At 49.5% G+C, this 11,801-nt stretch carries 9 protein-coding genes and 1 pseudogene; 8 read left to right on the top strand and 2 right to left on the bottom strand.

The features are described 5' to 3' along the window. From rssA to RT340_RS17785, 5 genes are all read left to right on the top strand, one after another. Nucleotides 1-884 (top strand): patatin-like phospholipase RssA (gene rssA, locus RT340_RS17805; RefSeq protein ID WP_313377398.1); only part of this gene is annotated, 884 nt, incomplete at its 5' end. Nucleotides 885-986: 102 nt separating this feature from the next. Then, on the top strand, nt 987-2,003 hold the full coding sequence (rssB, locus tag RT340_RS17800; protein WP_034828815.1) for a two-component system response regulator RssB: 1,017 nt from the start codon (nt 987-989) through the stop codon (nt 2,001-2,003). Between the two features lie 193 nt (nt 2,004-2,196). Further along, nucleotides 2,197-3,105 carry a UTP--glucose-1-phosphate uridylyltransferase GalU gene (gene galU, locus RT340_RS17795; protein ID WP_313377397.1) on the top strand — a complete coding sequence of 303 codons (909 nt, stop codon included), beginning with the start codon at nt 2,197-2,199 and terminating at the stop codon, nt 3,103-3,105. Nucleotides 3,106-3,128: 23 nt separating this feature from the next. Beyond that, nucleotides 3,129-4,469 carry a UDP-glucose dehydrogenase family protein gene (locus tag RT340_RS17790; RefSeq protein ID WP_034828819.1) on the top strand — a complete coding sequence of 447 codons (1,341 nt, stop codon included), beginning with the start codon at nt 3,129-3,131 and terminating at the stop codon, nt 4,467-4,469. Between the two features lie 14 nt (nt 4,470-4,483). Further along, complete coding sequence (locus tag RT340_RS17785; RefSeq protein WP_211728432.1) at nt 4,484-5,491, top strand: NAD-dependent epimerase; 1,008 nt, start codon at nt 4,484-4,486, stop codon at nt 5,489-5,491. A gap of 96 nt (nt 5,492-5,587) precedes the next feature. Here the strand turns inward: RT340_RS17785 and hns are convergent, their stop codons facing one another. Continuing rightward, nucleotides 5,588-5,995: a histone-like nucleoid-structuring protein H-NS gene (gene hns / locus RT340_RS17780; protein WP_211728433.1), complete on the bottom strand. Its 408-nt coding sequence runs from the start codon at nt 5,993-5,995 to the stop codon at nt 5,588-5,590. Between the two features lie 417 nt (nt 5,996-6,412). Between hns and tdk the strand changes: the two genes are divergently transcribed. Then, nucleotides 6,413-7,033: a thymidine kinase gene (gene tdk / locus RT340_RS17775; protein ID WP_034828884.1), complete on the top strand. Its 621-nt coding sequence runs from the start codon at nt 6,413-6,415 to the stop codon at nt 7,031-7,033. A 51-nt stretch (nt 7,034-7,084) separates the two neighbouring features. Here the strand turns inward: tdk and adhE are convergent, their stop codons facing one another. Next, the gene (adhE, locus tag RT340_RS17770) at nt 7,085-9,763 is read right to left on the bottom strand and encodes a bifunctional acetaldehyde-CoA/alcohol dehydrogenase (protein WP_097116985.1); all 2,679 of its coding nucleotides are present in this window, start codon (nt 9,761-9,763) and stop codon (nt 7,085-7,087) included. Between the two features lie 444 nt (nt 9,764-10,207). Here adhE and RT340_RS17765 point away from each other — a divergent pair, with 444 nt between their 5' ends. Further along, nucleotides 10,208-10,855 (top strand): YchE family NAAT transporter, encoded by a 648-nt coding sequence (locus tag RT340_RS17765; protein WP_313377396.1) that lies wholly within the window; start codon nt 10,208-10,210, stop codon nt 10,853-10,855. A 575-nt stretch (nt 10,856-11,430) separates the two neighbouring features. Next, nucleotides 11,431-11,801 (top strand): annotated as a pseudogene (locus RT340_RS17760) (oligopeptide ABC transporter substrate-binding protein OppA); the annotation flags it as partial.

Raw genomic sequence — 11,801 nt, 5'->3', positions numbered from 1 at the left:
TGGCCCTGGGTTCAGGTGCCGCCAAAGGTTGGGCGCACATTGGTGTGATTAATGCGCTGGAGCGTGCCGGCATTGAAATAGATGTGGTTGCAGGCTGCTCTGTCGGCGCGCTGGTGGGATCGGCGTACGTCAATAATCGGCTGGGAGTGATGGAAAAGTGGGTCAGCGCATTCCGCTACTGGGATGTAATCCGTCTGATGGATCTGTCGTGGCAGCGTGGTGGTTTGCTGCGCGGTGACCGCGTGTTCAGCCACATCCGTCAGTTGATCCCCAATGAATTGATTGAGGGGTGCAATAAACCCTTTGGCGTGGTGGCCTCGAATTTAAGTACCGGCCGTGAGTTGTGGTTAACCGAAGGCGATTTGCATCAGGCAGTACGTGCGTCCTGTAGTATGCCAGGCTTATTACCACCTGTTGGCTACAATGGTTACTGGCTGGTGGATGGTGCCGTGGTCAATCCGGTGCCGATATCTCTGACACGAGCCCTTGGCGCCGACATTGTCATCGCGGTGGATTTACAGCATGACGCGCATTTAATGCAGCAGGATTTATTATCGGTGACACCTCAGAGCGGCGAAGAAGAGGCTGCGGCTGAGGCTTTAAGCTGGGGCAAAAAATTGCGCCAGCGCATACTGGGTCTGACGCACCGCCGGGCCAATCAAACGCCGGGCGCCATGGAGATCATGTCCACATCCATCCAGATTCTGGAAAACCGCCTTAAACGTAATCGTATGGCGGGCGATCCACCGGATGTGCTGATTCAACCGTTTTGTCCGCAGATATCCACACTGGATTTTCATCGTGCAGAAGAAGCCATTGCGGCAGGTAAAGCCGCCGTCGAGAAAAAAATGGATGAACTATTACCGCTGGTCCGAGGCAGATAATCAGGTTGTTCATTCTCAGGCAGTGCGACTTCAGTCAATTCTGAAAGGCGCAACTGCGTTTTATGAACCACTATTGAAATATCTGGTACGCAGGGGGAGAGAATGGAAAAACCACTAATCGGCAAAAAGATACTCATTGTCGAAGATGAGGTCGTTTTCCGTTCGATGTTAGACACTATGTTGGTGGGGCTGGGAGCCAGCACGCTGGAAGCGGGAGATGGCCTCGATGGCTTAACCTTGCTGTCGGCTCAAGCCGTGGATCTGGTGATTTGCGATCTGGAGATGCCGCGCATGGGGGGGCTTCAGTTCGTCGAACGTATCCGCAGCCGCGGTAATAGCGTGCCAATCTTGATCATCTCCGCCACGCAGAACATGGCTGATATTGCGCATGTCCTGCGCCTTGGGGTTCAGGATGTTCTGCTTAAGCCGCTCAGAAACCTCGAACGTTTTCGTGAAGCTGTTTATGAGTGCCTTTATCCTTCGATGTTCACTTCCAAAGTTGAGGAAGATGAACAGCTGTTTCAGGATTGGGATGCACTGGTTCGCGATCCTTTAGCTGCGTCTAAGTTACTGAAGCAGTTGCAACCTCCGGTTCAGCAAACCATCGCCAATTGCCGCATTAACTATCGCCAACTGACCATGGCCGAACAGCCAGGGCTGGTGCTGGATATTGCCGCGTTGTCCGACAAGGATCTGGCCTTTTACTGTCTTGATGTGACCCGAGCAGGCGATAATGGCGTATTGGCCGCCTTACTGTTGCGCGCGCTGTTTAATGGTCTGTTACAGGAACAACTTTCCGGACAGAAGCAGCGCTTGCCGGAGTTAAACGGCCTGCTGCGCCAGGTCAATATGCTGTTACGCCAGGCCAATCTCAGTGGCCAGTTCCCCTTGCTGGTGGGGTACTACCACCGTCAGTTGAAAAACCTGATTCTGGTCTCCGCTGGCCTCAACGCCACATTGCACATTAACACCCATCAGATTCAACTCAGTAATGGCGTGCCGCTTGGTACTATGGGCAGTACGCACCTCAATCAGATTAGTCAACGCGCTGATGCCTGGCAGTGCCATGTGTGGGGCGCGGGTGGCAGGCTACGGCTGATGTTATCGGCTGAAGAATAAGCGATTGGATTTATATTTTTTGCGGGCTGGAGACAGGGCCAGGGGTAAGGGTTCCAATTGGGTAATAGTCTTAAATTCAGCGGATTAGCTCCATCCAGGATAAATCCGTCTGATAGTAACTGATATACTCATTTCGTTTTTAAATCGACATATCAAGTATTAACTTGAACGGCCTATTAAGAGAGGTATTTAGATGTCTGCCTATAAGTATAAAGTAAAAAAAGCGGTAATACCGGTTGCAGGTATGGTTACGCGTATGCTGCCTGCTACTAAAGCTATTCCAAAAGAGATGTTACCGCTGGTCGATAAGCCGCTGATCCAATATGTCGTGAATGAGTGTATTGCTGCGGGCATTAACGAAATCGTGTTGGTTACGCACTCTTCTAAAAACGCCATCGAAAACCATTTTGATACCAGTTTTGAGCTGGAATCCATGCTGGAAAAACGCGTTAAGCGTCAGTTGTTGGATGAAATCCAGTCTATCTGTCCTCCACACGTGACCATCATGCAGGTGCGTCAGGGTATTGCGAAAGGCCTTGGCCACGCAGTGATGTGCGCACATCCGCTGGTCGGTGATGAGCCGGTTGCCGTGATTCTGCCAGATGTGATCATCGATGAGTACGAATCTGACCCAACCAAAGACAACCTGGCAGAAATGCTGGCGCGTTACGAAGAAAGCGGCCGCAGCCAGATCATGGTAGAGCCGGTTGCTGATGTGACCGCTTACGGTGTCGTTGACTGCAAAGGTGCTGACCTGGCGCCAGGCCAGAGCGCGCCAATGGTGGGTGTGGTTGAAAAGCCTAAAGCTTCTGAAGCGCCTTCTAATCTCGCAGTTGTGGGTCGTTACGTGCTGTCTGCTGATATCTGGCCACTGCTGGCGAAAACCCCTCCAGGTGCTGGCGGCGAAGTTCAGCTGACTGACTCCATCGCCATGCTGATGGAAAAAGAGACCGTTGAAGCCTATCACCTGACCGGTGTAAGCCATGACTGCGGTAACAAACTGGGTTATATGCAGGCTTTCGTTGAGTATGGCGTTCGTCATCCAGTACTGGGTAAAGACTTTACTCAATGGCTGGAAGGCGCTGTAGGCAACAAAAAGTAATTCATTAAACACAGGATAATTCAATGAAAGTCACTGTATTTGGTATCGGCTATGTCGGTCTGGTTCAGGCTGCGGTGTTGGCCGAAGTCGGACATGACGTTCTCTGTATTGATGTCGATGAAAAGAAAGTCGAAAACCTGAAAAAAGGCCATATTCCGATTTTCGAACCGGGTTTGACGCCGCTGGTGATGTCTAACTATGAAGCGGGTCGCCTGAAGTTCAGCACCAATGCAGAAGAGGGTGTTAACCACGGTGTCATGCAATTTATTGCTGTGGGTACGCCGCCGGATGAAGACGGTTCTGCCGATCTGAAATATGTGACTGCGGTTGCGCGGACAATTGCAGCGCACATGAACGATCATAAAGTGGTGATCGATAAATCTACCGTCCCTGTCGGAACGGCTGATCGTGTGCGTGCAGTAATGGCCGAGACGCTGCAAAAACGTGATGTGAACATCCCGTTTGATGTGGTTTCTAACCCTGAATTCCTCAAGGAAGGGGCTGCAGTAAACGACTGCATGCGTCCTGAGCGCATCGTGGTGGGCACTGATAACGACGACGTGGTTGAGTTGTTGCGTGAGCTTTATGAGCCATTCAACCGCAATCACGATCGCATGATTCTGATGGATATCCGCAGTGCAGAGCTGACCAAGTACGCAGCGAACTGCATGCTGGCGACCAAAATCAGCTTCATGAACGAAATCTCTAATCTGGCAGAACGTCTGGGAGCCGACGTTGAGAAAGTCCGTCAGGGGATTGGTTCAGATTCTCGCATTGGTTATCACTTCATCTACCCTGGCTGTGGCTACGGTGGTTCGTGCTTCCCGAAAGACGTGCAGGCGCTGATTCGTACTGCTGAGTCGATTGGTTACACACCGCGTCTGTTGCAGGCGGTAGAAGATGTGAATGATTCACAGAAGAACAAATTGCCGAGCTTCATCAAGCGTCATTTTGGCGACGATCTGCGTGGCAAAACCTTTGCTCTCTGGGGCCTTGCGTTCAAACCTAACACCGACGATATGCGTGAAGCCTCCAGCCGTGTGCTGATGGAAACGCTATGGGAAGCGGGTGCGACCATTCAGGCATTTGACCCGGAAGCAATGGAAGAAGCGCAGCGTATTTATGGCCACCGCGACGACCTGAAGCTGACCGGTACCAAAGAAGCGGCGTTGCAAGGTGCTGATGGCCTGGTGATTTGTACTGAATGGCAGAACTTCCGTGCGCCAGATTTTGACGTTATCAAAACCGCGTTAAAACAACCCGTGATTTTTGATGGTCGTAACCTGTATGATCCGGAGCGTATCAGCAAACGCGGCTTTACGTATTACGCTATCGGCCGCGGAGCATCAATTCAAATTGTGTAATAAATGAGGGATGTATGAAGTTTTTGGTTACCGGTGCGGCAGGTTTTATTGGATTTCACGTGAGTCAGCTTTTGCTGGCCGCCGGTCACCAGGTCGTCGGTATCGATAACCTGAATGACTATTACGATGTCAGCCTGAAACAAGCGCGCTTAGACCAGATCCTCCAGCATCCCGAGTTTATTTTCCTGAAAATGGACCTGGCAGATCGCCAGGCCATTTCTTCATTATTCGAAGATCATGCATTTGATCGCGTGATCCATCTGGGTGCGCAAGCGGGCGTTCGTTATTCAATTGATAACCCACACGCTTACGCCGATGCCAATCTCATTGGCCACCTCAATATTCTCGAAGGGTGCCGCCATCATAAAGTTGGCCACCTGTTGTATGCGTCATCCAGCTCAGTATATGGGCTAAACCGAAAAATGCCTTTCTCAACGGATGACTCTGTTGATCATCCTATTTCTCTGTATGCGGCCACCAAAAAAGCCAACGAATTGATGTCGCATACTTATTCCCATTTGTACCAGTTGCCCACCACCGGTCTGCGCTTCTTTACTGTTTACGGTCCGTGGGGACGTCCGGATATGGCGTTATTCAAATTCACCCGCGCAATGCTGGCCGGTGAGCAAATTGACGTCTATAACCGTGGGCAAATGACCCGAGATTTTACTTACATTGATGATATTGCAGAAGCTATCGTGCGTATGCAGGATGTGATTCCGCAGGCTGATGAAAACTGGACCGTGGAAGCGGGATCGCCGGCCACCAGTTCTGCGCCATACCGGGTTTACAATATCGGCAACAGCCAGCCGACCAGCCTGATGACCTATATCGAGTCACTGGAAAAAGCGTTGGGCATTGAAGCGAAGAAAAATATGCTGCCGATGCAGCCGGGAGATGTGCTCAATACCAGTGCGGATACTCAGCCATTATATGATGCGATTCAGTTCCGTCCGCAAACCAGGGTTGAGCAGGGCGTGCAGAACTTTGTTGATTGGTATCGTCGCTTTTATCAGCAATAAAGACGCATTAAAAAAGGAAGCCAGCGGCTTCCTTTTTCTTACCCGGTGTAAAGTGAACTCACGTTAGCGCTATTCACAATTCGAAGCACTGGAAAATTACAGCAGGAAATCGTCCAGTTGTTTACCTTGTTCTTCAATCGCTTTTTTAATCACGGCTGGTGTACGACCCTGACCAGTCCAGGTACGGTTTTCACCATTTTCATCAACGTAAGAATACTTGGCAGGACGTGCAGCACGCTTGGTTTTTCCCGGTGCTTTGGTCTCAGAAAGTGCCTTTAACAATTCGTTTGGATCGATACCATCTGCAATCAGCATCTCACGGTATTGTTCAAGTTTGCGGTTACGTTCAGCATTTTCAGCCTGCGCGTGAGTTTCTTCTTCACGACGCTCATTGACGACAACCTCGAGTTTTTCCAGCATCTCTTCCAGTGTTTCCAGAGTGCATTCCCGAGCTTGCGCGCGCAATGTACGGATATTATTAAGAATTTTAAGTGCTTCGCTCATTGTCCTAATCTCAAAATATAATAAATGGGAGTTGTTCTGCCGACTCATAATAGTGGGGCTAAAAAATAACTGCAATAGTCAGATTAAAAAGTAAAACGTTAAGTAAAAACCAGAAATCACATTGTATTACGGTTTACAAATATATTTACCGTTAGCGCTTAGATCTGAAGCCTTGATTATCCGCGTTTGCCACCGTGACGTTGTGCTAATCCTTACACTTTGGCAGTAATAATGCTGAATAAATTCTCAGCATAGATTGTCCTTTGCCAAAAAGTGCTGTTTTAACATCGATGATGAATCACGTACCTGCCATTGTCGTTAATTTGAGCAAATGATAAAAATAATGCATCGCTACAGGTTTACTTGTTTATGGTAGACTGCGCGCCATCAGATTTGTGCTGCGATGAGATTCTGCATATGGCCCAACTTTATTTTTATTACTCCGCGATGAACGCAGGTAAATCCACTGCTTTGCTTCAGTCCTCCTATAACTATCAGGAGCGCGGCATGCGCACTCTGGTGTATACCGCCGAGATTGATGACCGCTTTGGTGCGGGCAAGGTAAGCTCGCGGATTGGTCTTTCGTCTCCTGCATTTTTATATAACGCTGCGACACAATTAAATCAGGAAATAGCCAGGGAGCATGCGAAGCAACCGGTTCATTGTGTGCTGGTGGATGAGAGTCAGTTCCTGACACGTGAGCAAGTCAGGGCGTTATCGGATGTGGTCGACAATATGGATATTCCCGTATTGTGTTATGGATTACGCACTGATTTTCGCGGCGAGCTCTTTACCGGCAGTCAATATTTACTGGCATGGGCAGATAAACTGGTTGAGCTTAAAACCATCTGCCATTGCGGTCGTAAAGCCAGCATGGTATTGCGCCTTGATGCCAACGGTAAACCGTTCAGCGAAGGAGAGCAGGTGGTGATTGGCGGCAATGAGCGATATATTTCTGTCTGCCGTAAACACTATAAACAGGCGATTGATGAAGGATCGTTAAAAGCTATCTATGGTGCGCAATCTCCGCACGCTTGATTATTTAGCGATAAAAAAACCCGCCGCAGCGGGTTTTTTGTTTTTAGCCGGTTAGGCCTTTTTGGTTTTTTTCTCGATTTTCACCGTTTTATCATCGGCGGCTTCAGCCACTGGGCCTTCAGCTTCAGAGAATTCGCGGCCATAGAAGGTATCCAGCATGATTTGCTTCAATTCAGCAATCAGCGGATAACGCGGATTCGCACCGGTACACTGGTCATCAAACGCGTCGTCTGCCAGCTTATCGACTTTCGCCAGGAAATCGGCTTCCTGCACGCCAGCTTCACGGATAGAGGTTGGGATACCGAGTTGAGTTTTCATCTCTTCCAGCCATGCCAGCAGTTTTTCAATTTTCTGGGCAGTGCGGTCACCCTGTGCACTCAATCCAAGATGGTCGGCAATTTCAGCGTAGCGACGACGTGCCTGTGGGCGATCGTACTGGCTGAAAGCCGTCTGCTTGGTTGGGTTGTCATTCGCGTTGTAACGGATGACGTTGCAAATCAGCAGGGCGTTGGCCAAACCGTGCGGAATGTGGAACTCCGAGCCCAGCTTATGCGCCATGGAGTGACACACACCGAGGAAGGCGTTGGCGAACGCGATACCGGCGATTGTTGCCGCATTATGCACACGTTCACGCGCTACTGGATTCTTCGCCCCCTCACGGTAGCTGGCCGGCAGGTTCTCTTTCAGCAGTTTCAGCGCCTGCAGCGCCTGGCCATCAGAGTACTCATTAGCCAGCACAGAGACATAGGCTTCCAGCGAGTGAGTCACCGCATCCAGACCACCAAACGCACAGAGTGAGCGAGGCATATCCATCACCAGATTGGCATCCACAATCGCCATATCAGGCGTCAGTGCATAATCCGCTAAAGGATATTTCTGGCCTGTGGCATCGTCAGTCACTACCGCAAACGGTGTAACTTCAGAACCGGTACCGGAAGTGGTGGTGATGGCCACCATGCGCGCTTTCACGCCCATTTTCGGGAACTTGTAGATACGTTTACGGATATCCATGAAACGCAGCGCCAGTTCTTCGAAGTGGGTTTCAGGATGTTCGTACATCACCCACATGATTTTCGCGGCATCCATCGGGGAACCGCCGCCCAGGGCGATAATCACATCGGGTTTGAAGCTGTTCATCTGCTCAGCACCTTTACGTACGATGCTGAGTGTTGGGTCCGCTTCCACCTCAAAGAACACTTCAGTTTCGATGCCGTGCGCTTTTAACACGCGAGTGACTTGATCGGCATAGCCATTGTTAAACAGGAAGCGGTCAGTGACGATAAAGGCGCGCTTAGCACCGTCGGTGGCGACTTCCTCCAGGGCAATCGGCAGTGAACCACGACGGAAGTAGATAGACTTCGGAAGTTTATGCCACAACATATTTTCAGCTCGCTTGGCCACGGTTTTCTTGTTGATCAGGTGTTTAGGTCCGACGTTCTCAGAAATTGAGTTACCGCCCCAGGAACCACAGCCCAGCGTCAACGATGGCGCAAGTTTGAAGTTATACAGGTCGCCAATACCGCCTTGCGAAGCTGGTGTGTTAATCAGAATACGGGCGGTCTTCATTTTGTCGCCAAAGAAGTGCACGCGCTCGTGTTGGTTGTCCTGGTCAGTGTACAGGCAAGAGGTATGGCCGATACCGCCCATAGCCACCAGTTTCTCTGCTTTATCTACCGCGTCGTAATAATCTTTTGCGCGATACATCGCCAGGGTTGGCGACAGTTTTTCGTGAGCAAACGGTTCAGACTCATCCACCAGCTTCACTTCACCGATGAGAATTTTGGTGGTCGCAGGGACGCTAATACCCGCCAGTTCAGCAATTTTTGCCGCAGGCTGACCCACGATAGCGGCATTCAGCGCGCCATTTTTCAGGATGATATCCTGAATGGCTTTCAACTCTTTGCCCTGTAACAGATAGCCACCATGGCTGGTGAAACGCTCGCGAACCGCATCGTAGACTGAGTCCACCACGATGACTGACTGTTCTGATGCACAAATGACGCCGTTGTCGAAGGTTTTGGACATCAGGATAGAAGCGACAGCACGTTTGATATCGGCGGTTTCATCGATAACCACTGGCGTGTTACCCGCACCGACACCAATCGCTGGTTTACCAGAACTGTATGCGGCTTTTACCATGCCTGGGCCACCGGTGGCCAGAATCAGGTTGATATCAGGGTGGTGCATCAGCTGGTTGGACAGCTCTACTGAAGGGACATCAATCCAGCCAATGATGTCTTTCGGCGCACCAGCCGCAATGGCAGCTTGCAACACAATGTCGGCTGCTTTGTTGGTGGCATCTTTGGCACGTGGATGTGGTGAGAAAATGATACCGTTACGGGTTTTTAAGCTGATCAGCGCTTTAAAGATGGCGGTAGAGGTCGGGTTAGTGGTTGGGACGATACCGCAAATCAGGCCAATTGGCTCAGCGATGGTGATAGTACCGAAGGTGTCATCTGTATCCAGCACACCACAGGTTTTCTCATCTTTATAGGCGTTGTAGATATATTCAGAAGCGAAGTGGTTTTTGATCACTTTGTCTTCAACGATGCCCATGCCGGACTCGGCGACGGCCATTTTGGCGAGAGGGATGCGGGCATCAGCAGCGGCGAGTGCAGCAGCGCGGAAAATGGTATCAACTTGTTCCTGACTAAAGTTGGCGTATTCACGCTGTGCCTTTTTAACACGCTCAACCAGTGCATTAAGTTCGGCAACATTTGTAACGGCCATAGTGCTCTCCTGAAGGAAGTTAAACTCTTTTAGTAAGCAAGCCTGAGTCGGAAAGTATAGTCGCGCTATGCTTATACGTTGTTCAGAGTGGCGAGTAGATTGCCGTTGCTTACTAAAAGGGTTTCCAGGATAAGATGCTGACGCCTGTATCAATAGTTTCGATGGGGTAAGATTACCCCTGATGAGGTAGGCAAATTTTGATGTGGATCAATCCGGAGCCAAGCTGACACCTTTCAGCACCCACTTTAGCAACTAAAGTAACTCATTAAGCGGTTTTAGTTGATGGAGATGACGTGAGGTGGGCGACGAGCCATCGTTCGCAGAGGAATAAACTGGAAGTAAGGGGAAATAGCAGCATATATTTCCGCTTAACCTACTGGTTGTCCCTCCGGCTTATGCACTACATTAAGCGCGATTTGAAACACTACCTTCGTGGAGCTCACCGTGAACCCCGTGCTACTTGATTTTTCCGGCTACGTTAAGTTTTTTGTCGGCTTATTTGCCCTGGTCAATCCCGTGGGGATCATCCCCGTGTTTATCAGCATGACCAGCTATCAGGCGGTCGCTGAGCGGAATAAAACCAACTTTACGGCAAATCTTGCTGTGGCGATCATACTCTGGACCTCATTGTTCCTGGGGGATGCCATTCTCCGTTTGTTTGGTATTTCAATTGACTCATTCCGTATCGCCGGGGGGATTCTGGTGGTAACCATCGCGATGTCGATGATCAGCGGCAAGTTGGGCGAGGATAAGCAAAACAAGCAGGAAAAGTCAGAGACCGCGATTCGTGAAAGTATTGGTGTGGTGCCACTGGCCTTGCCCTTGATGGCCGGCCCGGGTGCGATCAGTTCGACTATCGTCTGGAGCACGCGTTACCACAGCTGGATAAACCTGCTCGGTTTCACTATCGCCATTGCGATTTTCGCGCTCTGCTGTTGGTTATTGTTTAGAGCTGCCCCTTTAATGGTGCGCGTTTTAGGACAAACAGGCATTAACGTGATTACCCGAATCATGGGATTGCTTCTAATGGCACTGGGGATTGAGTTTGTTGTCACCGGGATGAAGGCGATATTTCCGGGTTTGCTGAATTAATTTGTCGGTGTTTTCAGTTAAAAAATAACTTTTGTGATCCATATTGGTGCAATGGGCCAGTATTTTGCACCAATAGGGTGAGGTTATTCGCCTGGCTTAATATGATCTGACTATCATCACTTTTGCTACTACTTTTCCTTCCCGCGCCAGTTCATCAACAAATATATGTGATAATTATCACAGTATATTTCACTGCCATATTCATTTTAATCAGTAACTATTCGGAAGTTATATCACCTCAAATAACGTTTCATATTGTTAGCTGAGAGTTTGGCAGCATTAACAGTAAAATAGCGGATTACAGGGCTTTATTGGCGATAAAATCGACGGAATATTGACTTATTGCTTATAAAACATATGGTTGAATAATATTTCAGTATGAAAATTAACACTTCTCCTGTCGCGGTCTACATGATAAAAGAGAATTAGCTAACATTTTTGCTGTTTAGCTTTGGCGTGCGGGCATCGGTTCTGATAATTTTCGGCTCATCACAAATTTTTTCCCTGTTCGCGACAAATGTGTACGCTTCTTGCTTACTCGCTATCAGGTTTTTATATAAGGTTGATATTTGTTGATGAAGAGCATGGTAGCGAAAAAAGTTGCGCGCACGTCTCTGGTACTTTGTCTGGTAGGTTTTATCTCTCATAGTCAGGCGGCTGACATCCCGGCAGGGACGCAGTTATCTGCAACACAGCGCATTGTCATCAATAACGGTAGTGAAGTGTCCTCGCTCGATCCGCAACAAACTGAAGGGGTTCCCGAATCTAATGTCATCCGCAATTTGTTAGCGGGGCTGGTCGAGCCCGATAACAATGTTCCTCTTTTTCCTGGCTTTTCAAATCAGTGGAGCAACCAGCCGGGGCGTATCTGGACCTTCACCCTGCGTGAAGATGCGCGCTGGATCCACTGTCACCCCGTCACCGCGCAAGATTTCGTTTACAGCTG

Origin of the sequence: Pantoea sp. CTOTU50773 (genome assembly GCF_032082325.1) — a bacterium.
Classification (GTDB): Bacteria; Pseudomonadota; Gammaproteobacteria; order Enterobacterales; family Enterobacteriaceae; genus Pantoea; species Pantoea communis.
This window is presented reverse-complemented; position numbering and strand designations above follow the sequence as displayed.

Coding starts and splice junctions, on each gene's coding strand:
- rssB (WP_034828815.1), top strand. CDS start 987: ATGGAAAAACCACTAATCGGCAAAAAGATACTCATTGTCGAAGATGAG.
- galU (WP_313377397.1), top strand. CDS start 2,197: ATGTCTGCCTATAAGTATAAAGTAAAAAAAGCGGTAATACCGGTTGCA.
- RT340_RS17790 (WP_034828819.1), top strand. CDS start 3,129: ATGAAAGTCACTGTATTTGGTATCGGCTATGTCGGTCTGGTTCAGGCT.
- RT340_RS17785 (WP_211728432.1), top strand. CDS start 4,484: ATGAAGTTTTTGGTTACCGGTGCGGCAGGTTTTATTGGATTTCACGTG.
- hns (WP_211728433.1), bottom strand. CDS start 5,995: ATGAGCGAAGCACTTAAAATTCTTAATAATATCCGTACATTGCGCGCG.
- tdk (WP_034828884.1), top strand. CDS start 6,413: ATGGCCCAACTTTATTTTTATTACTCCGCGATGAACGCAGGTAAATCC.
- adhE (WP_097116985.1), bottom strand. CDS start 9,763: ATGGCCGTTACAAATGTTGCCGAACTTAATGCACTGGTTGAGCGTGTT.